General features: G+C 43.5%; 27 protein-coding genes and 2 pseudogenes. 9 read left to right on the top strand and 20 right to left on the bottom strand.

What is annotated here, in order from left to right; translation table 11 throughout:
• The 3 genes from AC4MDD_RS00270 (at position 1) to dnaJ (ending at position 4870) form a co-directional block, all read left to right on the top strand.
• Entirely contained in the window at positions 1-3138 is a 3138-nt protein-coding gene (locus AC4MDD_RS00270; RefSeq protein WP_491882160.1) for an efflux RND transporter permease subunit, read from the top strand.
• 131 nt (positions 3139-3269) lie between these two features.
• Positions 3270-3647: a hypothetical protein gene (locus tag AC4MDD_RS00275; protein ID WP_114837485.1), complete on the top strand. Its 378-nt coding sequence runs from the start codon at positions 3270-3272 to the stop codon at positions 3645-3647.
• 104 nt (positions 3648-3751) lie between these two features.
• Positions 3752-4870: a molecular chaperone DnaJ gene (gene dnaJ, locus AC4MDD_RS00280; RefSeq protein WP_004978425.1), complete on the top strand. Its 1119-nt coding sequence runs from the start codon at positions 3752-3754 to the stop codon at positions 4868-4870.
• 63 nt (positions 4871-4933) lie between these two features.
• On the opposite strand, the gene AC4MDD_RS00285 is transcribed toward dnaJ, so the two are convergent.
• Positions 4934-5173 carry a hypothetical protein gene (locus tag AC4MDD_RS00285; RefSeq protein WP_063454361.1) on the bottom strand — a complete coding sequence of 80 codons (240 nt, stop codon included), beginning with the start codon at positions 5171-5173 and terminating at the stop codon, positions 4934-4936.
• A 197-nt stretch (positions 5174-5370) separates the two neighbouring features.
• On the opposite strand from AC4MDD_RS00285, the gene dapB reads away from it, so the two are divergent.
• Both dapB and AC4MDD_RS00295 read left to right on the top strand, forming a co-directional pair.
• Positions 5371-6192, top strand: a complete 822-nt coding sequence (dapB, locus tag AC4MDD_RS00290) for a 4-hydroxy-tetrahydrodipicolinate reductase (protein ID WP_104221742.1) — start codon at positions 5371-5373, stop codon at positions 6190-6192.
• A gap of 59 nt (positions 6193-6251) precedes the next feature.
• Positions 6252-6899, top strand: a complete 648-nt coding sequence (locus AC4MDD_RS00295) for an START domain-containing protein (protein WP_058951481.1) — start codon at positions 6252-6254, stop codon at positions 6897-6899.
• Between the two features lie 48 nt (positions 6900-6947).
• Here AC4MDD_RS00295 and AC4MDD_RS00300 read toward each other — a convergent pair whose 3' ends face one another.
• On the bottom strand, positions 6948-7349 hold the full coding sequence (locus AC4MDD_RS00300; RefSeq protein WP_005401444.1) for a hypothetical protein: 402 nt from the start codon (positions 7347-7349) through the stop codon (positions 6948-6950).
• 99 nt (positions 7350-7448) lie between these two features.
• On the opposite strand from AC4MDD_RS00300, the gene AC4MDD_RS00305 reads away from it, so the two are divergent.
• Positions 7449-8900: an aminotransferase-like domain-containing protein gene (locus AC4MDD_RS00305; RefSeq protein WP_114837484.1), complete on the top strand. Its 1452-nt coding sequence runs from the start codon at positions 7449-7451 to the stop codon at positions 8898-8900.
• A 28-nt stretch (positions 8901-8928) separates the two neighbouring features.
• Here the strand turns inward: AC4MDD_RS00305 and ahr are convergent, their stop codons facing one another.
• The 11 genes and pseudogenes from ahr to AC4MDD_RS00360 all read right to left on the bottom strand — a co-directional run bounded on the left by ahr (position 8929) and on the right by AC4MDD_RS00360 (position 16053).
• A complete protein-coding gene (gene ahr, locus AC4MDD_RS00310; protein WP_114837483.1) occupies positions 8929-9951 on the bottom strand; it encodes an NADPH-dependent aldehyde reductase Ahr in 1023 nt (340 codons plus the stop codon).
• A 36-nt stretch (positions 9952-9987) separates the two neighbouring features.
• A pseudogene (locus AC4MDD_RS00315) lies at positions 9988-10473 on the bottom strand (DNA-3-methyladenine glycosylase I); the annotation flags it as partial.
• A gap of 140 nt (positions 10474-10613) precedes the next feature.
• On the bottom strand, positions 10614-11768 hold the full coding sequence (locus tag AC4MDD_RS00320) for an RNA-guided endonuclease InsQ/TnpB family protein (RefSeq protein WP_005402020.1): 1155 nt from the start codon (positions 11766-11768) through the stop codon (positions 10614-10616).
• On the bottom strand, positions 11765-12379 hold the full coding sequence (locus AC4MDD_RS00325) for an IS607 family transposase (RefSeq protein ID WP_005402019.1): 615 nt from the start codon (positions 12377-12379) through the stop codon (positions 11765-11767). Before AC4MDD_RS00325 ends, AC4MDD_RS00320 begins: the two co-directional genes overlap by 4 nt.
• A gap of 49 nt (positions 12380-12428) precedes the next feature.
• A pseudogene (locus AC4MDD_RS00330) lies at positions 12429-12500 on the bottom strand (DNA-3-methyladenine glycosylase I); the annotation flags it as partial.
• A gap of 19 nt (positions 12501-12519) precedes the next feature.
• Positions 12520-12765: a hypothetical protein gene (locus tag AC4MDD_RS00335; protein WP_004691836.1), complete on the bottom strand. Its 246-nt coding sequence runs from the start codon at positions 12763-12765 to the stop codon at positions 12520-12522.
• A 15-nt stretch (positions 12766-12780) separates the two neighbouring features.
• On the bottom strand, positions 12781-13323 hold the full coding sequence (locus AC4MDD_RS00340; RefSeq protein ID WP_171253710.1) for a M23 family metallopeptidase: 543 nt from the start codon (positions 13321-13323) through the stop codon (positions 12781-12783).
• An 84-nt stretch (positions 13324-13407) separates the two neighbouring features.
• Entirely contained in the window at positions 13408-14442 is a 1035-nt protein-coding gene (gene mutY / locus AC4MDD_RS00345; protein WP_114837613.1) for an A/G-specific adenine glycosylase, read from the bottom strand.
• A gap of 107 nt (positions 14443-14549) precedes the next feature.
• Positions 14550-14912 (bottom strand): HIT family protein, encoded by a 363-nt coding sequence (locus AC4MDD_RS00350; RefSeq protein WP_114837612.1) that lies wholly within the window; start codon positions 14910-14912, stop codon positions 14550-14552.
• 74 nt (positions 14913-14986) lie between these two features.
• Positions 14987-15727: a dienelactone hydrolase family protein gene (locus tag AC4MDD_RS00355; protein ID WP_419275331.1), complete on the bottom strand. Its 741-nt coding sequence runs from the start codon at positions 15725-15727 to the stop codon at positions 14987-14989.
• Positions 15728-15894: 167 nt separating this feature from the next.
• On the bottom strand, positions 15895-16053 hold the full coding sequence (locus AC4MDD_RS00360; protein WP_004647174.1) for a DUF1328 domain-containing protein: 159 nt from the start codon (positions 16051-16053) through the stop codon (positions 15895-15897).
• 201 nt (positions 16054-16254) lie between these two features.
• Here AC4MDD_RS00360 and AC4MDD_RS00365 point away from each other — a divergent pair, with 201 nt between their 5' ends.
• Positions 16255-16707: a YcgN family cysteine cluster protein gene (locus AC4MDD_RS00365; protein WP_114837610.1), complete on the top strand. Its 453-nt coding sequence runs from the start codon at positions 16255-16257 to the stop codon at positions 16705-16707.
• A gap of 99 nt (positions 16708-16806) precedes the next feature.
• A complete protein-coding gene (locus AC4MDD_RS00370) occupies positions 16807-18084 on the top strand; it encodes a replication-associated recombination protein A (RefSeq protein ID WP_062031827.1) in 1278 nt (425 codons plus the stop codon).
• Between the two features lie 204 nt (positions 18085-18288).
• Here the strand turns inward: AC4MDD_RS00370 and AC4MDD_RS00375 are convergent, their stop codons facing one another.
• Positions 18289-18756, bottom strand: coding sequence for a LysE family translocator (locus AC4MDD_RS00375; RefSeq protein ID WP_228254618.1), 468 nt, complete (start codon positions 18754-18756; stop codon positions 18289-18291).
• Positions 18757-18887: 131 nt separating this feature from the next.
• Between AC4MDD_RS00375 and AC4MDD_RS00380 the strand changes: the two genes are divergently transcribed.
• The gene (locus AC4MDD_RS00380) at positions 18888-19355 is read left to right on the top strand and encodes an Lrp/AsnC family transcriptional regulator (RefSeq protein ID WP_228254617.1); all 468 of its coding nucleotides are present in this window, start codon (positions 18888-18890) and stop codon (positions 19353-19355) included.
• Positions 19356-19512: 157 nt separating this feature from the next.
• Here the strand turns inward: AC4MDD_RS00380 and AC4MDD_RS00385 are convergent, their stop codons facing one another.
• The 6 genes from AC4MDD_RS00385 to purC all read right to left on the bottom strand — a co-directional run bounded on the left by AC4MDD_RS00385 (position 19513) and on the right by purC (position 24632).
• Entirely contained in the window at positions 19513-20289 is a 777-nt protein-coding gene (locus AC4MDD_RS00385) for an ABC transporter ATP-binding protein (RefSeq protein WP_491882161.1), read from the bottom strand.
• An 8-nt stretch (positions 20290-20297) separates the two neighbouring features.
• Positions 20298-21011, bottom strand: coding sequence for an ABC transporter permease (locus AC4MDD_RS00390; protein WP_004691821.1), 714 nt, complete (start codon positions 21009-21011; stop codon positions 20298-20300).
• Positions 21008-21697: an ABC transporter permease gene (locus AC4MDD_RS00395; protein ID WP_004691820.1), complete on the bottom strand. Its 690-nt coding sequence runs from the start codon at positions 21695-21697 to the stop codon at positions 21008-21010. Before AC4MDD_RS00395 ends, AC4MDD_RS00390 begins: the two co-directional genes overlap by 4 nt.
• A gap of 84 nt (positions 21698-21781) precedes the next feature.
• On the bottom strand, positions 21782-22567 hold the full coding sequence (locus tag AC4MDD_RS00400) for an ABC transporter substrate-binding protein (RefSeq protein ID WP_005401457.1): 786 nt from the start codon (positions 22565-22567) through the stop codon (positions 21782-21784).
• A gap of 444 nt (positions 22568-23011) precedes the next feature.
• Complete coding sequence (locus tag AC4MDD_RS00405; RefSeq protein WP_005401458.1) at positions 23012-23668, bottom strand: YrbL family protein; 657 nt, start codon at positions 23666-23668, stop codon at positions 23012-23014.
• Positions 23669-23912: 244 nt separating this feature from the next.
• Positions 23913-24632 carry a phosphoribosylaminoimidazolesuccinocarboxamide synthase gene (gene purC, locus AC4MDD_RS00410; protein ID WP_004691818.1) on the bottom strand — a complete coding sequence of 240 codons (720 nt, stop codon included), beginning with the start codon at positions 24630-24632 and terminating at the stop codon, positions 23913-23915.
• Positions 24633-24657: the final 25 nt, after the last annotated feature.

The raw sequence follows: 24657 nt of genomic DNA on the forward strand, positions 1-24657 counted from the left end.
ATGAACTATAACCTGTCGGAATGGGCCTTAAAAAATAAGGGCTTGGTCCTTTATTTGATGTTGTTGCTGGGCATCGTGGGGGTGGTGTCTTATTCCAAACTTGCACAAAGCGAAGACCCGCCTTTTACCTTTAAAGTGATGGTGGTACAGACCTATTGGCCGGGTGCAACGGCGCGTGAGGTGTCTGAACAAGTGACCGACCGTATTGAAAAAGAGCTGATGACCACGGGTAAGTATGAGCGCATTATGGCCTACTCCAGACCCGGCGAGTCGATGGTGACTTTCGTGGCACGAGATGCCATGCGCTCCAGTGAGATACCGGATGTGTGGTATGACGTACGCAAGAAAGTTGGAGACATCAAACATCAGCTGCCCAATGGGGTACAAGGACCATTCTTTAATGATGAGTTTGGCGATACTTTCGGCAACATTTATGTGCTGACCGGTAAAGACTTTGATTATGCGCTGATGAAAGAATATGCCGACCGTTTACAGTTACAACTGCAACGCGTCAAAGATGTCGCCAAGGTCAACTTGGTTGGGCTGCAAGATCAAAAGATTTGGATTGAAATTTCCAACACCAAGTCGGCACAGTTAGGCATTCCTGTGACAGCAGTGCAACAAGCCCTGCAACAGCAAAATACCATGGCCAGTGCAGGCTTTTTTGAAACAGAATCGGATCGTATTCAACTTCGAGTCACAGGGCAAATTAAGAGCGTTGAAGAACTGCAACGTATGCCTTTATTGGTCAATGGAAAAACCATCCAGCTGAGCGATGTGGCTGATGTCTATCGTGGCTTTAGTGAACCTGCTCAACCCCGTATGCGCTTTATGGGGGAAAATGGCATTGGCATTGCGGTGTCGATGCGTAAAGGTGGCGACATCTTGGCTTTGGGTAAAAACTTAGAAACTGAGTTTTCCAAGCTGCAAAAAACTTTGCCTTTAGGTATGGAGCTGAAGAAAGTTTCAGACCAGCCTGTCGCGGTGAAGCGTAGTGTCAACGAGTTCATGAAAGTTTTGGCTGAAGCGGTGATTATTGTCTTGCTGGTTAGCTTTTTCTCGCTGGGTTTCCGTACTGGACTGGTGGTGGCATTCTCTATTCCACTGGTTTTGGCCATGACCTTTGCAGGTATGAATATTTTTGATGTCGGTCTACATAAAATTTCCTTGGGTGCACTGATTTTAGCGCTGGGACTCTTGGTCGATGACGCTATTATTGCCGTGGAAATGATGGCGATCAAAATGGAGCAAGGCTACAGTCGACTACAAGCAGCAGGGCATGCGTGGCGAACCACTGCCTTTCCTATGTTGACGGGAACCTTGATTACCGCTGCGGGCTTTTTACCGATTGCTACAGCAGCGTCCAGTACAGGTGAATACACTCGCTCTATTTTCCAAGTGGTGACCATTGCCTTAATTGTGTCATGGTTTGCAGCGGTGCTTTTTGTCCCTTATTTGGGTGACAAACTCCTGCCCGATTTTAATAAAGAGCTGATTCAAAAAGCGCCGTGGTATAGCCGTTTGTGGGCACGTTTGCGCAAACAGCCAGAACCTCTGCCGATGGTGCATCATGCAGGTGAGCATCATGATCCTTATCAAACCAAGTTCTATCAAGGTTTTCGCCGTTGGGTCGATCTGTGTGTGACCTATCGTAAAACGGTCATTGCGACGACGGTGGCTATTTTTGTGCTCTCGGTGTTGATGTTTAAGTTAGTACCACAGCAGTTTTTCCCACCCTCGAATCGTGCCGAAATTTTGGTCGACTTAAAACTTGAAGAAGGTGCATCTTTAACAGCAACTGAAAATGCGGTGAAAAAAGTTGAACAGTTCCTGTCGAAGCAAGAAGGTATAGATAATTATGTGGCATATGTGGGCACAGGCTCGCCACGTTTTTATTTACCGCTCGATCAGCAGCTACCACAGGCCAGCTTTGCTCAGTTTGTGGTCTTGGCCTCTTCACTGGATGATCGCAATGAAATTCGTAAATCCTTAGACACCCAAATCCGCCAGTTATTGCCCGATGTGCGTACTCGCGTCTCTTTACTTGAAAACGGTCCCCCTGTCGGTTATCCACTTCAATATCGCGTGTCGGGTGAAGACTTAACTCAAGTGCGTGCTTGGGCGGATAAAGTCGCAGCGATGCTGGGTGCTAACCCCAACACGACTAATGTGCATTTGGACTGGGGTGAACCAAGCAAGATGATCAATTTAGAGATTGACCAAGACCGTGCCCGCCAAATGGGGGTATCGAGTTTAGATTTGGCCAATTTCTTGAACAGCTCAATTTCGGGTGCCACCATTAACCAATACCGTGAGAAACGTGAGCTAATTGAAATCCGTTTACGTGGCGATCAAGCCGAGCGGGTTGAAGTGGCATCACTGGCAAGCCTTGCCGTTCCAACCTCAAATGGCGGAACAGTACCGTTGGCACAAATTGCAAAAATTGAGTATAGCTTTGAAGAAGGTTTGATTTGGCATCGTAACCGCCTACCGACTATTACGGTACGTGCAGATATTCGGACCAAGTTACAGCCGGCCACTGTGGTGGATGAAATGGCTGAGCAGATGAATCAGCTGCGTGCGGAATTGCCGAATGGTTATTTGGTTGAAGTGGGCGGCACAGTGGAGGAGTCTGCACGTGGGGGTAAATCGGTCGCAGCAGGCATGCCTTTGTTCTTGGCCGTGGTCATGACTTTGCTGATGATTCAACTGCGCAGTATGTCTCGTGCCACGATTGTCTTGCTCACTGCACCTTTAGGTTTAATCGGCGTGGTGTTGTTCCTGCTACTGTTCAATAAACCTTTTGGCTTTGTTGCGATGTTGGGCACCATTGCCTTGTCGGGAATGATCATGCGTAACTCGCTGATCTTGATTGATCAGATTGAGCAAGACATTCAAGCGGGGCATGAATCATGGGATGCGATCATCGATGCGACGGTGCGACGTTGTCGTCCAATTGTGCTGACGGCATTGGCAGCTGTTCTGGCTATGATCCCATTGTCTAGAAGTATTTTCTTTGGACCTATGGCCGTTGCGATCATGGGTGGATTGATTGTGGCGACACTATTAACCCTATTCTTTTTACCTGCCTTGTATGCGCAGTGGTTTAAAGTAAAAAAAATTAGCCATAAGCTGTAAATTTATGCCAATATCAGGTGCGAAACGTTGAAAATTTCAATATAGTAGCACCTGAAATTTATGGCATTTTTATAAAGCAGTTTTTTGCTACACATTAAAAAACCAACGATGTGGCAAATGGGGTTAAACGCATGATGCAAGACAATGTAACCAAGTATCGCCGCTCTATCGCGATTTCTTATGTCTTCATGTTTTTGGCTTTGTTTACTGTGATTAGTGGCGCATTTTCCTATTGGTATGCCCGAAAAGTCACGCAAATTGATCATGCCGAAGTGTGGTTACAAGCGCAAGCACTCTGGGTCATGCGCAATATTGTGATTTATAGCATTTTGGCTTTATTTGCAGCACTGTGGTTTATTCCTCTTATTTTCTTCACTTGGGACAGCGCATTGTGGGTGACTGCATGCACGGTTGCAGGTGTGGTTTTTAGCTGTATTGCATTTCTCTTCCTTCTAAATGGATGGTTTAAAGGCCTGTCTAAATTTTTGAAAAATAAAGCAGTTTTCTAATCCTACTGATTTTTTTTCAAACACCCCCTTGTAAAACTTGGTTTGAACCCAATTTCAGACCACAGTTGAGTATTAAATAAATTCCGTGAGGAGCATCGCCAGACATGGCTAAACGTGATTATTATGAGGTTTTAGGTGTTGCTAAAACCGCTAGTGATGATGAAATTAAAAAAGCCTACCGTAAGTTGGCGATGAAATATCATCCGGACCGCAACCCTGACAATGCTGAAGCTGAAGAGAAGTTTAAAGAAGCGGCTGAAGCTTATGAAATTTTATCGGATAGCGAAAAGCGTAGCATGTATGACCGTATGGGGCATCAAGCCTTTGAAGGTGGTATGGGCGGCGGAGGCGGCTTCGGTGGTGGTTTCAGCGCAGAAGACATTTTTAGTCAATTCGGTGACATTTTCGGTGGCGCATTTGGTGGCGGCGGTGGTCGTGGTCAACAGCGTGCACGTCGTGGTTCTGACTTACGTTATGTGATGGAACTGACGTTGGAAGAAGCAGTAAGAGGGGTGAAAAAAACCATTACTTTTACCGCACCAGCGCCGTGTGAAACCTGTGACGGTAAAGGCTCTAAAAACCCGAACGATGTTGAAACCTGTAAAACTTGTCATGGTGCAGGTCAGGTTCGCATGCAGCAAGGTTTCTTCTCTGTACAGCAGACTTGTAGCACCTGTCGCGGTCAGGGTAAGATCATTAAGAACCCATGTAATACCTGTCATGGTTCAGGCGTTAAAGACCGTCAACAAACCTTAGAAGTGACGATTCCTGCGGGCGTCGACAATGGTGACCGCGTTCGTTTAACGGGTAAAGGCGAAGCGATTCGTGATGGTCAGTCAGGCGATTTGTACGTAGAAGTGGTGGTGCGTGAGCACGAAATCTTCCAACGTGATGGTGCAGACCTGTATATGGATGTTCCTGTGAGCATTGCCGATGCTGCTTTGGGTAAAGAAATTGAAATCCCGACACTCGAAGGTCGTGTGAGTTTGAAAATTCCTGAAGGCACACAAACGGGTAAAATGTTCCGTTTACGTGGTAAAGGGGTTAAACCTGTACGTACCAGTATGCAAGGTGACTTACTGTGCCGTATCGTGATTGAAACACCCGTTAACTTGACGGCACGTCAACGTGAACTGTTGAAAGAGTTGCAAGAGACCTTGGATGGAGATGATCACAAATCATCACCAAAGAAGAAGTCTTTCTTTGACCGACTGTTTGATTAATTAAATACGGTACGTGTGAATCGGTGTTGAAAAGAGCGGGAATATTTTCCCGCTTTTTTTATGTTATTGCGCTTCTGTTGGCAGCTCAGGTTGATCGATCTCTTCAACCGACACCATTTCTTCAGCCATAGGTGCAGCGGCTTGTACTTGTTGCTCGGCCTGTGCTTTGGGATGTGTGCTAGTAGTGATCTTGACCTGTGACAAACTTTCTAAGGTGTCGCCTGCTTGAACAGCGGGTTCAGCCTGAACCTGTGCCCAACTACCCCCAAACGCCATCGCTAGAAAAAGTACCTTGGCTTTCATTCTATTTTCCTCATTTTAAAGTTGTTTTTAAAAGCGAACCTAGTCTGCGTAAGATTGATTGCAAATTTGTGAAAAGCATGAGAAAGCATGTCTGAAAATAAAGCGATTTTTTCGATGAAAATGGCCAACAAACCTTAGTCTGGGCAATCAGTTTTGCTATAGTAAGAGCAATTTTGAAGCTAGATTAGGAATATGTTATGTCAGCAGCTCCACGCATTGGTGTCTTAGGTGCCGGCGGTCGTATGGGTCGCATCCTTATTCAAGCGGTACACGAAGCAGGCTATCAACTGGCTGCGGCAGTGGAACGCCCTGAAAGCTCACTGGTTGGTACAGATGCAGGTGAGCTTGCAGGTATTGGCAGCCTCGGCGTGAAGGTGGTGGGTAGTCTGGAAGCGGTAGTGAAAGATTGTGATGTGATCATTGATTTCACTGCACCAGTAGCGACCGTTCAGCATTTAAAAATTTGTCGTGAAGCTGGGGTGGCCATTGTCATTGGGACCACGGGTATGAATGACGAACAAAAAGCTTATTTGGATGACTCTGCGACTCAAATACCTGTGGTCTATGCAGCCAACTATTCTGTGGGGGTCAACGTTTCGATTAAACTGTTGGAAATGGCGTCTAAAGTCTTTGGCGACACAGTGGATATTGAAGTGATTGAAGCGCATCACCGTCATAAAGTCGATGCACCATCAGGCACAGCGTTGATGATGGGTGAGGCCATTGCGGGTGCTTTAGGTCGTGACTTGAAAACCGATGCAGTGTATTGCCGTGAAGGTCATACAGGACCCCGTGAGCGTCAAAGTATTGGTTTCCAAACCATTCGAGGCGGCGATATTGTCGGTGAACATACAGCTATGTTTATTGCTGATGGTGAGCGTGTTGAAATTACCCATAAAGCGACTAACCGTATGAACTTTGCTTCGGGTGCGGTACGTGCTGCGGCTTGGGTGGTAGGACGTGAAGCACGTAAATATGACATGAAAGATGTACTGGGTTTTAACGACATTCAAGTTTAAAAACCTGCTTCATTCGCCATAAAAACAAGATAAAAAACTAAAATAAGACGAAGAATAGAATGAAAAAAGTCATGTATATGGCTTGTGTTGTTGTCGTGATGACGACAGCACAGGCCAAACCTATGGATCAAGCCAAACTCAGTATTCATAAAAATAATATTAAAGTTTGGACCTATCAAAATGCGCAAAATCCGGTCTTTTTATATAAGGCTGAAACCACGTTTGATGTACCGATTGAAAAAGCAGTGTCATTGATCTTAGATGTTGACCATGCGGTGAAATGGGTGCCGTATATGGGCAGTGTGAAAGTCTTGTCGCGCGATGATAAAAAAGGCGAGTTTCAGCTGTATATGGTGCTGGATTTTCCTTTTCCTTTAAAAGATCGCGACTTGGTGGTGCAGGGGAAAATGACCAAGGACAGTCAGGGCATTATTAGCATTAAAAATAAAGCGATTGATAAAAACATCCTTAAAAATCCAGATTATGTGCGTCTAAATCATTATGAGGGCGATTGGACCTTTCAGAAACTGGGACCAAATAAAGTCAAGGTTTCGACCTCGGGCTATGCCAACCCTGAGGGATCGATACCACTGAAGTTTGTGAATATGTTTGTCCAACAACAACCCTATCAAATGCTGCAAAAAATGAAAAATCAATTGCTGGAACAAGAGGGGACACCTGCCCACTTACCGACTGCCTTACGTTAATTTTGAAGACGAAGAAGCCTGCAATGCAGGCTTTTTATGTTTTAAAACTTAAGGCTGTTGATAAGCGCTCAGCAGCTCTAAGGTTGAAGCCTTAGGCAGGTCTAACTGGATTAAACTGAGCATGGCATCTCCTTCACCAGCGAGCGAGATCTTGAAGTTTTCAGCACTGCTTTGGTCACATTGAAACTGTAAATTTTTCTGGCGGGGCAAGTTCATCTGCATTTGACGTTCATTGTTTAACTGATATTGATAAGTTCGTTGGGTCGAGGTTTCAGTCAAGCTCGGCGCTAAACTTAAAAACTGATAATCAGTTAAATTTTGCGTTTTCAGAAACCCTTCAATCAGTGCTTTACAAATAAAATGCTGCTGTTGTACCTGCTGTGAAACATGTGGCGGTTGGCAAGCCGATAAGCTCAATAAGCAAAAGAGAGATATGATTATTTTTTTCATAAAAGTGCCTATTTATGGTTGTGAACGAATGACAGAAGCATAATTCTGTTGGCATAATGGATACAGATACATAAAATTTTAAAAAACAGGTACAGATGAATGGCATTTCAGTATCAAAGCTTAGCTGCACAGTTGCTTGAAAAAATTCAAAATGCTGAATTACCCGCAGGGCAAAAGTTGCTGTCGTTACGCCAGTTTGCTAACTTACAAAAGGTCAGCTTGAATACGGCCAAGAGCTGTTATGAGCTACTCGAGTCGCAGGGGTATATTCATGTGAAAAATAAGTCGGGCTATTTTGTCAGTTATCAGAAAAATACCAGCTCATCTATTCCTGTACCGCAGCATCCTGATTTTCAGTCTCAAGCCCGTGATATTTCTAATTTAGAGCTACAGCTAGAAATTCAACAGTCTTCCATTAATAGCCGTCTCATCCATTTGGGAGCGATTCAGCTTTCTCCAAAACATGTGCCTGTAGAGGCGCTCCGCCGCTCCATTCAACGTGCTTTAAAACACAGTCAACCTGAAGATTTTTTATATAGCGATAAGCAGGGTCATATTCGCTTACGGCAGGCTTTGTCTGAGCATTGGGCTGAAGATGGCTTTTATATTTCGCAGGATGATATCTACATCAGCAATGGCTGTATGCCTGCGTTGTCGGTGATGATCCAACACCTCAGCAAGGAAGGCGACAGCGTGATTGTGCCGACCCCAAATTTTAATGGCCAGTTGCAAATGCTGGCGGGGTTAAAGCGAAAAATTATTGAAATTCCAGCCGATACCCAAGGCTTTGATCTTGAACGTTTAGAGCAGGTCATGCAAAGTTCAGGCGCAAAAGCGTGCTTACTCACGGCCAATTATCAAAATCCATTGGGGTTTTGCTTAAGCAATGCAGAAAAAGAAAAAATTGCACAACTGGCGGCACGCTATCAGTGCTATGTGATTGAAGATGATATTTATGGTGAATGTAGTTTCAGCTCGAGTCGTCCGCTGCCGATTAAGTATTGGGATCAGCAGGGTTATGTGATTTTCTGTGGTTCGGTTTCCAAGTCACTTTCAACTGCGTATCGGGTAGGTTGGTTTTGTATTCCGCAGCGCTTAGCGCATTTGAAGGCTACGTTACTGATGCAAAATATCACAGTGAATACACCCTTGCAGTTGGCACTGGCCGATCTCATTTATAGTCGTGCTTATCGGGAGCATTTACAGCAGTTAAAGCCGATTTTGAAACAGCAAGTTGAGCAATACCGACACATGATTCAGCTTGCCTTTAACGGAGTTGAGTTACGTATCAATCAACCCTTAGGTGGTTATGCGCTGTGGTTACAGCTGCCCGAGTGTATTGATGGTTTAGATATGTACTATTTTGCTCAGCAGCACGGTATTAATATTGTGCCAGGAGAAGTCTTTGGTGAAGGGCAGCGTTATAAAAACTGTATCCGCCTCAATGCTGGTCATGAAATTTCAACAGATATTCGCGCGGCAGTCACTTTGTTGGCCGATTGGGTGAAAGCGCAACTCAGCAGTTCGACGTTGGTCAAACAAGCGGTATAAAAAGCGCCTCTTTTGAGGCGCTTTTGGATTAAAAATCGGCTTTGAGGACAATACGATAACGAGCTTTTCCAGAATGTAACCGTTCCAGTGCTTCATTCAACTGTGACATAGGATACAGTTCAATTTGTGGCGCAATTTTTTTACGTGCAGCGAATTTGAGTAGCTGACGTAATGCCGCAGGTGAGCCAGTGGGTGAACCCGTGATAGACTTTGCTCCACCAATCAGACTACCTGCATTTAACTTGATGGGCTCTAGAGGCAAGCCTAGCAGATGGATCGTGCCATTTGGTGCCAGTGTACTGATATAGGCAGGCCAATTGAGCGTGACATTCACGGTGCTGAGGATGAGATCAAATTTGCCCCGCTGGGTTTTAAGCGCATCCACATCACGGCTATTCACCACATGATCTGCACCCATGGCCTTGAGTTCTTCCGTTTTGTCGAGGTTCGAGGTGAATGCCGTGATTTCACAGCCCCATCCTCGAAGGAGCTTAATGGCCATATGCCCTAAACCACCGATGCCAATCACCCCAACATGGTGAATGGCTTGAATGCGGTGTTTTAAAATCGGATCAAAAACGGTAATACCGCCGCACAATAAAGGACCTGCTGACTCAGGATCCAGCTCTTCAGGTAAAGGAATAATCCACTGCCAACCTGCGCGAACTTTGTCGGCAAAGCCACCTGCATGACCGACGATGGTTGCTGTCGGCCCTCCTGTACAGAGCACTTGTTGGCCCGAAACACAGGGGTCACAGTGTTGGCAGCTTTCTGCCGTCCAGCCTATACCGACGCGCTGTCCAAGTTTAAGTCCTTTGGCTTCTGAGCCTAAGCGACTGATGGTGCCAATAATTTCATGACCAGCGACAACGGGATAGACCGAGGAGTTCCATTCATTATTAATGACCGAAACATCGGAATGGCACAATCCACAATATTCGACTTGGACTTCGACTTGATGTGGTTGCAGTTCACCCGCATCGAATTGATAGGGTTGTAACGCTGCGCCTGCTTGCATTGCCGCATAGGCACGAATGGTGTTATCCGACATATTCTATATCCTTATTTTCCTGTTTTTTATGTACTTTTATTTAAAATGACAGCTATTTTCATGGTCATTGACCATACCGACCGCTTGCATAAAGGCATAGCAGGTGGTGGGTCCGACAAATTTAAAGCCCTGTTTTTTTAGGGTTTTAGACATATTTTGGCTTTGAGGTGTCTGTGCAGGTGCTGTGCGGTAGTCTGGGACATCATTGTTGATTGCGTGTTGCTCGACAAAGTTCCAGAGCCACTCAACGGGGTTGATGCCTTGTTGCTTTAGGGCTTGCCATGCAAGCGCATTGTCACGAATGGCGGTCAGCTTCCCGATATGGCGAATTAAGCCGATATCTTGGACTTTTTCGGCTAAGTCTGTATCACTCAAAGCTGCAATTTGTTCAATAGAATATTGAAAAAACTGGCGATGATAATGTTCACGCTTTTTCAGGACGGTAATCCATGACAGCCCCGCTTGTTGACCTTCGAGGTAGAGCATCGCAAATAACTGCTTTTCATCATGTAGTGGTTTACCGTTATTTAAAACCTACTTAAACCTACTTACGTGGGTTTAATGTTTAATTCCTACTTCATCATCAAGAACCAATTGCTATTGCGCTTGGGATTACCTCAATTCCATAGGCTGTCACGGTGTAACTCACCGCCATTGGTGGCTTATGTAGCCACCAATTCTTTATCTGCATGTTTTAGAATATTGATGGCAGCATTAATATCCCTGTGATGCAGGGTGTTACATGAACATCGCCACTCACGCATTGCAAGTGTCAGGTTTTGGTTTAATTCACCACAATTCGAACACATCTTGCTGCTTGGAAAGAATCGTCCAACAGAAAGTATTGATTTGCCATGCTGTTTAGCCTTGTAAATCAACTGTCGCTTGAACTCATAAAAGCCCATATCCGATATGGCTCTTGAGAGCTTACGGTTTTGTACCATACCTTTCACATTTAAATCCTCAATCGCAATCAGATCGAATCGCTTAACTAAATCAGATGTGACTTGATGAAGATTGTTTTTTCTCAAGCATGATATTTTGTAGTGCAAACGAGAGAGCTTGGTTTTCGCTTTTTCTCTGTTTTGACTACCTTTCTTTTTACGGCTAAAAGACTTAGCAAGTCGTCTTAACTTGGCAAGCTGTTTCTTTAGTGGCGCACTTGATGGAACAACCTCGCCATTAGATAAAGTGGCAAGACTGGAAACACCTAAATCAATACCAACAGATAAACCTGTTTTGGGGTGAAGTTTCTCAGGCTGATTTAATTCAACAGCAATCGAAGCAAACCACTTACCACCCTGTTTAAATATTTTCGCTGATAATATTTTTCCTTGATAACGCAAATCCTCAGTCATTTTTACCCAACCCAAGTTTGGGATACTAATTTTTCTATCTTTAATGCTGAATTGGTCATTTGATAATGAGAAGCGATCATCTACGCCTTTTTTTCTAGGCTTTGGATATTTGGATTGACCATTAAAAAAACGATCAAATGAACTACCCAATTGCTTAATCGCAAGTTGTGGCGCACATTTGGTCACTTTAAGCATGAAAGGGTATTTCTCACGCTTGAACGAGTTTAAGTGCTTTCTTATTTTAGCTTCGGATGGTTTATTTAGAAGTTTTTTATCCACCTGAACGCCATAATAGTCACACTGATCTCTATATTCCTTATCTGCTTTATATTGACGTTGCCATTCTTTTAAAGCCCAATTATACGACAAACGAGCAACACCACTCGCTTGAGCGAAATGACTTGCTTGCTTATTATTTGGCAGTAATTGGATTACATGCCCTCGTATGAATCGGCTCATAGTGCGTCTTTGACTGCCTGTATTAACTTTTGGTTTTTCTTACTACGACTACCATATAATCTTGCCGAAAACACTGTAATGATTTCCAAAACATCTTGAGCAAGTTCTTCCTCAAAAGACAAATTTTCACCCTTATTAAGAATGACGATCTCCACGCTTTTAGCTTCACATAAGGCAAAAACCAACTCAGCACCAAACCGCAATAAGCGATCTTTATGCGTTAAAACCAAACGTCCGATTTCATCATTCATGATTGCTTCTAGCAGCTTATTTAAGCCTTTTTTTCTATAGTTCATACCCGAACCAAGATCGGAGATTAATTCAAACGTCCAACCTTGATTTGCACAGTACATTTCAAGAACTTGTTGCTGTCGAATTAAATCTTCTTTTTGGTCATGACTCGATACCCTTGCGTATGCAATGGTTTTCCTTTGAAGTTGACTATCGGGCTTGTGTATTTGCTCAGGCGTGATCTTACTCAGATCATATCGTCTATGATTTTTAGGGGTTCGATCTGCAACCAAAGTGCCTTCTTCATCCCAACGCCTTAATGTTTGAATGGAAACACCTAATGTTTTAGCTGCAACGCTAATGCTTACATATTTACTCATGTTGTATATAATAGTATAGAAATAAGTAGATTTCAATTAGCAGTTACAAACCCCACTCATGATCATGGTAGTCGATGTAAAGTGGGTCTGAGGAGCACCATCCGCAGCGTTGAGTGGTCATGAACATGCTCCTGATCTTTTTATAGGGTAAAGGGTGCCCATTGGTCGTGTTGATTGTCCCAATAAAATAATTGGGCGTGTTCGAGGTCGGAAAAGTTAATCCAAACATCTTTTCCTGTTTTTTCAGCAAATCCAGTACTGATTAAAAGCGCATCTTCAGTAATTTCCATGATCCAACCTTGGTGGTTTTGTCCAGCCAAGATGATTTTTTGTTGATTGCCTGATTCAGCAAATTCGACCAGACGGTTGATCAACGCTTCTGACATGAAAAATTCCTAAAGTTAACGTAAATAAGGATAGGGATTTACTGCACCACGGCCTTTACCTTGTAAATAAAGTCCATAATGCAAATGTGGGGCTGTGTGCCGTGCATTGCCTGTATTGCCGACATAGCCGATCAGGTCGCCTTTTTTGACATATTCGCCGACACTTAAGCCGCGTTTATGGTCATCAAGATGAGCATAGTAATGCCAAGTGCCTGCTGGCCCCATAATCCAAACCACTTTACCACCCAAATTGTTATTGCGTAAGTCTGCAACGAGACCTTCTGTGGCAGAAAAAACTTTTGTTCCACGTGGAGCCAGAATGTCGATGCCTTCATGCGTTCGTCCGCTACTGCGAGACGCTCCCCAAGTATCTGTGAGCCCGTGACGTTTAATGCCTTGAACGGGTACAGGCAGCTGCTGAGCTAAACGCATGTTTTTCAGCTGTTGAACTTGTGAGGCAGGTAAATGGCTTCCACTCGGCGCAGGCGGCGTGGTACGGCAAGCTGCGAGTAACAGAATCACAAAACTTAAACTGGCAAGCGCAGAAAGGCTGGGCAAACAATTACGCACGAACAATCCTTTATTATTTCAGTGATCTAATTTTAAAGTGTCAGGGTGAACCCAATGCATCGCCCAACTATGTCACAGTTGAATTGCCGAGATCAATTTTTTCATCGCAGTTGGGATGCCCATTTCTGTGACGTTTTGTATGTCTAGCCATGTGCTGGCCAATTCTATACTTAAATGTTCGAGCTGGTCGGCATCAACCTCAAAGCAAAGTGCTTCCAGTTGCCAAGTGAAGTGGGTGAAACTATGCGAAATTTCAGCGCGTTGCGAGATTTGTTTCAGTCCTAGACTTTGGCACAGTTGCGTGAGTTCATCACGATTTTCAAAAATAGGTAAACACCATAAACCGCCCCACAGTCCACTATTGGGGCGCTGTTGCCACAGCCATTGATTGTGATGACGCAGCACCAAAATTTGGGCAGACTTCACAGGTACAGCTTTCTTGGGCTTTTTAAAAGGCAGTTCAGTTTCTAGCCCTTGTGCATGGGCCTTACAGTGTTGCTGCATTGGGCAGTATAAACACAGCGGTTTTTTAGGGGTACAGACGGTTGCCCCCAAATCCATGATGGCTTGGGTATAGTCGTGGTTACGTTCAGTTGGACAGAGTTCAGTGGCCAGTTGCCACATGCTGCGTTCATGCACAGGTTTGCTTAGATCATCCTCAATGGCAAAAAAACGCGCGAGCACGCGTTTTACGTTGCCATCCATAATGACGCCGTACTGACGTAAACCCAAAGACATCAGCGCCCCTGCGGTTGATGGACCAATACCTGGCAGTTCAATCCAGTCCTCTAAAGTTTGAGGAAAGTGTCCCTGACGTGCCACAGCCACTGCGGCTTTATGTAGATTACGTGCACGGGCATAATAGCCCAGACCTGCCCAGTAAGGTGCGACCTCATCCCATGATGCTGTCCCTAAAGCTGCAACCGTTGGGAAGCGTTCGATAAAACGCTCGAAGTATTGCAGCACGGTTTTGACTTGGGTCTGTTGCAGCATAATTTCAGACACCCAGACTTTGTAGGGATCATCGGCGACTTGCCATGGCAGGTCATGTCGACCATGAACATCGAACCAAGTCAGTAATGCATCTGAAAAAGAGAAAGGAGACATCGGAGGCACAAGCAAAAAATTCGGCTTAGTATAACTGAATGTCTTTTCTGAGCCTGATTTTTTGCGCATAAAAAATGGCGCTTACGCGCCATTTAAAACCTTAAAACTTAGTCTTGCGTCATGCCCCAACGTGCATCGAGTTTGAGCTCTTGGTCTTTGTAGCGTGGAATAATATGGATATGTAAGTGTTCAGATACATTCCCAAATATTTCACCGTCATTAAAACCAATATGAAAGCCTGAAGGTTGATGACGCAATTGGAGTTCATTACGTGCCAATTCTAGTAAAGACATTAAACTTTTACGTTCTTTGTCGGTAATGTCAAAAAATGAGCTCACATGACGTAGAGGGATAATGACACAGTGACCTTTAGACAATGCATTGGGTTCGGGCAAAATTACCCCAAAGTCATTTTTATCAAGCACGTCATATTCATCAAAATTACAATATTGGCAGTGGGTCTCAGTCATTGTTATCTCCTCTAAAATCTAATTATGTATCCTGTTGGATCTGAAAAATCAAATAGTTGAATTCTCAGCTCTAGTTAAGCACTGAGATTGCGTTCTAGCAAGTCATACATTGCATCAAGCCCTTGTCTTTCTGCTTCTGGGTTATAGCCCAAGTCTACGCCATTGGCTTTGGCACGCTCATCGGCCAATGGATTGCTAAAGCCATGCTTCGCATCTTCAAAAATGATGACTTCATGGTCCACTTTTGCAGCATGCATTTCTTCACGGAAGCTGGCAACATCATCCAAAGTGACCATGCTGTCTAACTCACCATGTAAAACTAAAATTTCACCTTGAATTTGACCTTCGACCGCAGGGGCTTTCGGTGCCAATGTTGCATGGAAAGTCGCCACAGCTTTAAGTGGTGCGCCTGAGCGCGCTAAGTCTAAAACCACTTTACCGCCATAACAAAAACCAATCGCCGCCAGTTGATCGGCATTCACTTCAGGCTGGGCAGCAAGCGTATCTAAACCTGCTTGCACACGGTTGACGATGGTGTCTGCATCGGCAAAAGTTTGCATCATCCATTCATAGGCTTGTTTCGCATCTGTGGTGACATTTTTGTCTCCGTACATATCAATCGCCAGTGCGGCATAACCGTGTTCAGCCAGTTCGCGAGCACGTTGTTCAGTATATTCATTTCGGCCCCACCATTCGGGTGCAACGATGATACCTGCATGCGGTGTTTGAGAGCTTGGTGCTGCAAAATAACCGACTAAGCGTTGTCCATCGGCTGCGTTATATTGAATTTCTCGAGTTTGAATACTGATTGTCATGCTTAAATCCTGATAGATGATCTGTTCTGATTAAAGCATAAAAACTTTTACAAGGATTTGAAAAATATTCCGATGTACATGAGAAATGTGAGAAATTATTTTTAAAGGCACACATAAAAAAAGAAGGATCTGAATCCTTCTTTTTTCGTTATTAAGAGTCGCGTACTTTAGACTTTGCCACGGGATAAAAATCCGACAATCGCTAGAATCACAGCAATCACCAATAAAATAATCGCAAAGTCTTTGGATAAACCTGCTACGCCGCCAAAACCAAGTAAACTTGCAATCAGTGCAATCACTGCGAAGATAATCGCCCAACGAAACATAATTTTTCTCCATAGATGTTCTTATTTATTACTCTATTAGTATAGAAAGAAGGCTCGGACACACTGTGTTTCTTTTGTTTAAAAAGTGTTCTGTTTGTATTTTAAGTTTATGAATATGATGTAAATATTGAAAATTTGATGGTGCTGAAAAGTACAGTTACTATAGGGTATAATGTGCTATTGAGTTTATCGGCAAGCGTCATGTCACAGGAATTACGACCAGAGTTTTGGAAGCATTATGCGCTCACTGAGCTACGTTCAGCAGAGTGGGAAGCGTTGTGTGATGGTTGTGGTCTGTGCTGTTTGGTGAAACTTGAAGATGAAGAAAGCCAAGAAGTCGCCTATACCAAAGTGGCCTGTAAACTGCTGGACTGTCAAACGGCCAGTTGTCGGGATTATCCGAACCGCAAGCAGCATGTGCCCGATTGTATCCAGCTCACGCCCGAACTTTTAGACACGATTCATTGGTTACCACCGAGCTGTGCTTATCGCCGTCTGCATGAAGGTAAAAATTTGCCCAGATGGCACTATTTGAACACGGGCTCACGTCAAAGTATTCTGAAAGCGAAAAAGTCTGCAGCAGGACGCTGTATTTCTGAAGAAGAGGTTCAGGATGACGACATCGAAGACTATATTGTGCGTTGGGTTCGCTAGTCGATAAAAGCACCATCAAATTGCATGAAAAGCTTGTGTCATTTGCCTGAATTTGCCATAACATAAGCATTCGATGAACGCATGATAAGTCCTAGCCCTATGTCCGATAGCAATATTCCACTGCCTGAACGTTTACGCCCGCGTGATTTATCTGAAATTATTGGGCAGGATCACTTATTGGGTGAGCAGGCACCGCTCCGCCAAATGATCGATCAAGGGCATTTGCCATCGATCATTTTTTGGGGGCCGCCAGGCGTGGGGAAAACCACCATTGCTTTACTGTTGGCGCAAGCGATCGACCGACCATTTGTCAGTCTATCTGCACTCAATACGGGGGTCAAAGAACTCCGTGAGATCATTGCCGATGGCGGAGATTTAATGCCACCTGTGGTGTTTATTGATGAAATTCATCGCTTTAATAAATCACAGCAAGATGCCTTACTGAATGCTGTGGAGAAAGGCAAAATTACCCTCATTGGTGCCACCACCGAAAACCCTTCTTTTGAAGTCAACAGTGCATTGTTGTCGCGTTGTCAGGTCTATACCTTAAATGCGCTCGATGCCGATGCGATTCAAACTTTATTACTGCAAGCGATTAAGAACGATCCGTTTTTAAAAGAGCGTTATATTCAAATTGAAGAATTTGAAGCACTGGTGCAGTTTGCCGCAGGGGATGCCCGCAAAGCCTTAAATTTAATTGAACTGATTGCGGGCACCTTCGAGCCTGACGTTGAAAATATCGTGACCAATGCAATGGTGGTCAAAGTTGCACAGCAAAATATCGCCCGTTATGACAAATCGGGTGAGCAGCACTATGATTTGGTGTCAGCTTTTATTAAGTCGATTCGGGGGAGTGATCCCGATGCCACGTTATATTGGATGGCACGCATGCTCAAAGGTGGTGAAGATCCCGTTTTTATTGCCCGTCGGATGTTGATTGCAGCCTCTGAGGACATTGGTAACTCAAACCCCAATGCACTGCTGCTTGCTGGAGAATGCTTCCGTTCTGTTCAAGCGGTGGGCATGCCAGAGTGTCGAATTATTCTTGGGCAGTGTGCGGTGTATTTGGCGACCAGTGCCAAAAGTAACAGTACTTATCTTGCGATCAACAAAGCGTTGGATTTGGCCGAGAAAACAGCGAATTTACCTGTGCCGCTGCATTTAAGAAATGCACCGACCAAGTTGATGAAAGAGCAGGGCTATGGCGTCGACTACTTATATCCGCACAACTATCCAGAGCATTTTGTGATGCAAGAATATTTACCCCCTGAGCTCAAAGGAACCAAACTGTATGAGTCGGCACGCAATAAGCGTGAGGTTGAAGGTGAGCGTTTACAGCAACGCCGTTGGCAACAAGAGCAGCAACAGCAGCAGTAATAAAAAAGCCTGATGAAAAAATCAGGCTTTTTGCTTTTGAGGCATAGGATTTAGTCACATTCATTGAGCAGTTTTTTCTTTAAGCACTGTGGCGTTTTTATGTTCCGATGTGCGTATTCATCAATTTTAATGCCGCAGGTAACACAGCGGCTAATAAAGCGATTGCCATCGTGATGTTAAAGCTCAAGGCAAAGCGCGGTTTCATCAGAAATTGGCGTAAGAAAAGGCCACCGACTGCCCAAACCCGACACATGGAATGGAAACCACCATTAAAATCAGGGCCGCATAAAGAATATCACTGACATGATGGTTTAAAGCAAAATAAGTGGCAATGGTGCTGATGGAGATAATCCACGCTTTGGGATTGACCCACTGAAAAAGAGCCCCTTGTAGAAAACCCATCGATGGTTTTTGTTCTAATTCGATGTTGAGTGGCCCACTGGACGCGATTTTCCATGCGAGCCACAGAATATAAGCTGTGCCGATCAAACTTAAAATAAATTGGAGCTGGGGCAGGGCCAGAAACACCTGATTTAAGCCGATGCCGATGGCGAAGAGTTGCACGGCCACACCAAAGGCAATGCCTAAAACCAGAGGTAGAGTTTTACGGATACCAAATCGTGCACCAGACAGCATGACCAGTGCATTATTGGGCCCAGGGGTGCAGGTCATTACGACACAGAACAGCAGATAAGAGACAAACAGTGAAGCGTTCATAAAGGGGATGGAGTAATCAAATATGTATCATTTTATTGTTGATCTATCACAATTTTGTTGTATATTGATCGTTAATACTGAGTTTAATGCAACAAATGATTGAATTAGATCGATTAGACCGAAAAATATTGTGTGAGCTTGAGCGCGATGCACATTTAACCAATATTAAACTGGCAGAACGCGTGGGTTTGTCACCCTCGGCCTGCTTACGACGCGTGCAAGAGTTAGAAAGAATTGGTGTGATCCGAGGCTATAAAGCGGTGATTGACCGTTCGCTTTTGGGTGTTGGTTTAACGGTTTATGTGACCATCGGGCTGTCTTGTCACTCAAAAGAAAGCTTGAGTCAGTTTGAGGATGTGATCACTGCAACGGATGAAGTTACTGAGTGTCATACCATTACAGGCTCGGTCGAGTATTTGCTCAGGGTTGAAGTGGCTGACATTAAGTCTTATAAAAAGTTTCATACTGATGTTTTAGGAACGATTCCATCCATTAGCTCGATCACCAGTTTTTTGGTGATGGATACCACTAAAAATCGATATACCAATCTATAAAAGCTTAGGTGGAAAGGTAAAAAACCGAGCGAAATGGCTCGGTTTTTATCTGAGTGCATATAGTTTCGTGGGATCAGATCAAACAAGGCGCTTTATCTTTTCAACTAAGTATTGAATGTTGAATCATTGCTGCATCAAGCTCTTGAAGACTATTCAATTATTTAAAGTTACCCTCTAAAAACTGTTGCAGGCGTTCACTTTTGGGGTGAATCAAAACTTCTTTTGGATCACCTTGTTCTTCAATTTTGCCTTGATCTAAGAAAATGACATGATTGGATACATGGCGTGCGAAGCCCATTTCATGGGTGACCACAATCATGGTTCGGCCTTCTTCAGCTAAACTTTGCATCACTTTCAATACCTCACCCACCAGTTCAGGGTCTAGAGCACTGGTCGGCTCATCAAACAACATCACTTCAGGCTCCATTGCCAAGGCGCGGGCAATTGCAACACGCTGTTGCTGTCCTCCTGACAAAAAAGACGGATATTTCTTTTCGACACTTTCAGCAAGCCCAACTTTTCTTAAGTATTTTCGTGCACGCTCTTCCGCCTCACTCCGCTTTAGCCCCAAGACATGAATGGGTCCTTCAATAATATTTTCTAATACCGTCATATGCGACCATAAATTGAAATGTTGAAAGACCATCATCAGTTGGGTGCGCATTTTTTGCAGTTGTTTGGGATTTGTCGCTTTGAGATCGCCATTTTTATCTAAAGTGGTCTCTAACTGTTCACTATTGAGCTGAATGCTGCCTTGGCTTGGTTGTTCTAGAAAATTGATGCAACGAAGAAAGGTACTTTTACCTGAACCTGAGGAACCAATAATACTAATCACATCACCTGCGCGTGCCTCAAGTGAAACCCCTTTTAAGACTTCATGATCGCCAAAACTTTTACAAAGGTCTCGAATCACCAGTTTTGCTGAATTTTCCATTGTTTCTCCTAATGATTCGATGGTTTTAAAAACGCCAACCAGCGTTGTTCCAATTTACGAAAGATCCAAATGAGGATAAATGCCAGACAGGCATACAGCACAGCGGCAATGCCAAAGGCATCAAACGTGGCATAAGTGGCAGCATTGACATCCCGTGCAATTTTGAGAATATCAGGCACGGTTGCAGTGAAGGCAATGGTGGTTGCATGCAGCATCAAAATGACTTCATTGCCATAAAACGGCAATGCTCGGCGTAGCATCGACGGAATAATAATGCGGGTATAGCGTTTCCAAGGCGACATTCCAAAGGCTTTTGCTGCCTCAATTTCGCCGTAGGGAATCGAACGTATCGCCCCTGCAAAAATTTCAGTGGTATAAGCTGCTGTATTGAGTGCAAACGCTAAGATGGTGCAATTAAGCCCTTCTCTAAAAAACTCATCGAGCCGTTCATGGGCATGCACAAATTCAAGGCTATAAATTCCGGTATAAATAATCAGTAGCTGCACATATAAGGGGGTACCACGGAAAATATAAGTAAAAAACCAAACAGGTCCACGTACAAAAGCATGCTCAGAAACTCGAGCAATTGACAAAGGCACAGCCAGAACAAAACCAATCGCAATCGATAAGACCAGTAGCCACGCGGTCATGGCGACCCCAGTCATTTGAAAACCATCGGTCCACAGATAGGACTGCCAGTATTGTTGAATAATTTCAATCATAGTTGTCCCTTTTTCACACCAGCAGAATAACGACGTTCCAGCCACATGAGAATCAAATTCGAAAGGGTGGTGATGGCCAGATAAATGACGGCTGCAACAATACTGAAATAGAACACTTGCATGCTGCTTCGACCTGCATCTTGGGTAATTTTGACGATGTCGGTCAAACCAATTAAGGACACCAAGGCAGTGGCTTTGATGAGGACTTGCCAGTTATTGCCAATCCCCGGTAAGGCAAAACGCATCATTTGTGGAAAGAGGACACGCCTGAAGACTTGAAATGGGGTCATGCCATAGGCATATGCAGCTTCAAGTTGACCTTTGGGGACGGCTTGAAATGCGCCACGGAAGGTTTCCGTAAAATAGGCCCCATAAATAAAGGCTAAAGTAATCACCCCTGCCACAAAGGGATTGATGTCAATTTGCTCCATATGAATCGATTCGGTAATCGAGTTCAATCCAAGTTGCAGGCTATAGAACAACAACAACATGATTACCAGATCAGGAACACTACGAATGAGCGTGGTATAGAGGGTTGCAACATGACGTAAGATTTGAATACGAGAGAGTTTGGCACTTGCCCCAAACAATCCAATAATGATCGAAAGTACCAGTGATAACAAAGCAAGCTGTATGGTCATCCAAGTGCCACTGAGTAATACGGGACCATAGCCAGACAGAAACATACTCAGTTTCTCCGAGTAAAAATATAAAATTTTATAAATCAGCAATATATATAGGGTGTCGGTGTTGAACCGACACCCTATAAATTAATAAATGCTGAAGGAGAAGTATTTTTTCTCGAGTTTCTTATAGGTGCCGTCGGCAATAATTTCAGCTAACGCTTTATCAATATTCTTTTTAAGATCGGCATCTTCTTTACGTAAGCCGATTGCAGCACCTACACCGAGTGTTTTGGCATCGACAACATTATTGCCTGCAAAAGCAAAGCCTTTACCTTTCGCCGATTTCAGGAACCCTGCATCGACCATAATCGCATCTTGTAATGTTGCATCTAGACGCCCAGAAACCATGTCTTGGTAAAGCACATCTTGGTTTGGATAAGGAACCACATTCACACCCTTAGGTGCCCAATAGGCTTTTGCATAGCCTTCTTGAATGGTGCCTTGTTGTACACCCACACGTTTTCCTTTCAAAGATGCTGGTGTAGGGAGCAAAGGAGAACCTTTCTTTGCGACCATGCGGGTAGGCGTGTTGTAAATTTTATTACTAAATGCGATTTGTTTTGCGCGATCCGTAGTGACCGTCATTGAAGACAGGATACCGTCGAATTTCTTCGCTTTGAGTGCAGGAATCATCCCATCAAAGGAATTTTCTACCCAGACACATTTGGCTTTTAATTTGGCACAAATGGCATTGCCCAAGTCGATGTCAAAACCGACCAGCTTATTGTCTGGTGTTTTATATTCAAAAGGTGCATATGCGGATTCTGTACCAAAACGAATGGTTTTCCATTCTTTGGCTTGGACAGTACTGCTTAGTGCTACGGCTACGAATGTAGTGGAAAGTAGTAATTTTTTTTGCCAGTTTTTCATTTTAAATATAGTCATCCATAAAAAATCAAATCTAGGAAATAAGACGAAGATAGAACTTACCCTACTGAGTACTTTTGAATAAAAGCAACATCTATACCAGCTTTCTGCTCTTAGGGGATCGATGGATCTTGTCGCCATGAGAGATGAGGAAATAAGGGTATTTTTTCGGTTGGAATAATTTTTATCTGAGAACGTCCTGTTCATATGTTTTTATCATATGAAAAAATGAAGGTGAGACATAGCTGAAATACACCTGAAGTCTTGTGCGCTATGGCGTACAGAATTGATGATTTTTTAACAGTGGCTCAGTGTTTTACAAGACTATTTTTCAGTGTTGAATAGCTTATAAGTAAGCTGAAGTACTGCAATAGCACTGGATCTGAAAACAAAAAAACCGAACGTTTAAGCTCGGCTTTTTGAATGACGCAACTTAAAGGAGTGGTATTAGCTTAGAGGAAGAAGCTCATCTTTTAAGTTCAGCATTTGCTGCATTTGGGCGCGAATTTTTCGCTCAGTTTTTCGTACATTATGTGCATTAATTCTTTTGCTCATAGCCCGGATTGGAATAAATAATTTCTCACCCATACCATCGACCAAGACAAATTCGGGCTTATTATTTCGCTGCTCTGTATACATAATTCCTGCGATGTTTACCTCACCGAAGATAATGTGTAAGTCGCAGCAAAGCTGAAAAAAGTCATCTAGAGCTTTGGCGTGTTTTTCCTCAAATTGATGTGATTTGCATAACTCAAATAAAGTCATACCTTCACCACTTGGGCAGACAATTTTTTCAGTCACAAAACCCAAGCCTACAGAAGTTTTCACAAAACCATAAGGCATTTCGACAGGAAAGCTAAAGATATTATTTTTATAATGATTTTTACATAGCTGTAGATATTGCAATAATTCACGGCGGAATTGGCGATAAACGCCTTGCGACATTCTACGTTTAAGTTTGCCATGTCCTTTCCAGCCACCATCTTCATCCACTCGATTTGGATTCATGACTTTGATGATTTTGTTTTCATCCTCAGGATGCTTAAACACCATTTTTGAACAGCCTTGTCCGATACATTGCAGTTCATCTAATTGATAAATCATAGGGCCTTCTATCAGGAGATATACAAGAAAAGCATCATTAGAAATGTGATATTTCATGTGATTGAAATGACTATTTTACAAAAAAATAAATAAAATTTCATGAAACTTTAATATTTATGTTGTAGAGGGGGGATTAAAAAAGAACTTATAGGCTTGTATTGCAGTTATAACAAGACATTGGTCTAAAATGTAAAGAATAAAAAAACCGAGCGATTAAGCTCGGTTTTCTTGAATCTGTAACTGATTAGATATCAGAAAGGTCGATACCTAAACGTGCAGCAACTTCTTCATAAGCTTCAACCACACCGCCTAAACCTTGACGGAAACGGTCTTTGTCGAGTTTTTTCTTGGTTTCTTTGTCCCATAGACGACAACCGTCTGGAGAGAACTCATCACCTAAAACAATACGGTCGTGGAATACACCAAACTCAAGTTTGAAGTCCACAAGTAGCATGCCACCTTGGTCAAATAAGTTTTTAAGCACTTCGTTCACTTGGTAAGTGAGGACTTTCATTTGCTCAAGTTGCTCAGCAGTTGCCCAACCTAAAGCAATCGCTTGAGACTCATTGACCATTGGGTCACCAAGTGCATCGTCTTTGAAGAATAATTCGAAAGTCGGCGGTGTTAATTCCTTGCCTTCTTCTACACCTAAGCGACGGCATAAAGAACCTGCTGCATAATTACGAATTACACATTCAACAGGGATCATGCTGAGTTTTTTCACTAGAACTTCTGTTGGAGAAAGAAGTTTTTCAAAGTGAGTCTCAATGCCAGCCGCAGCCAATTTATCCATGATAAAGGCGTTAAAACGGTTGTTCACCTTACCTTTACGATCTAGTTGTTCGATCTTTTCACCATTGAATGCCGAAGCATCATCACGAAAGACTAAAATCAGGTGGTCTGCACTGTCTGTTTCATAGACAGATTTCGCTTTACCAGTATAGAGCAAGGTTTGTTTTAACATGAGGGAACCTTTTTCAAAAAAAAAT

Source organism: Acinetobacter sp. CAU_H_29a_1 (assembly GCF_058599505.1).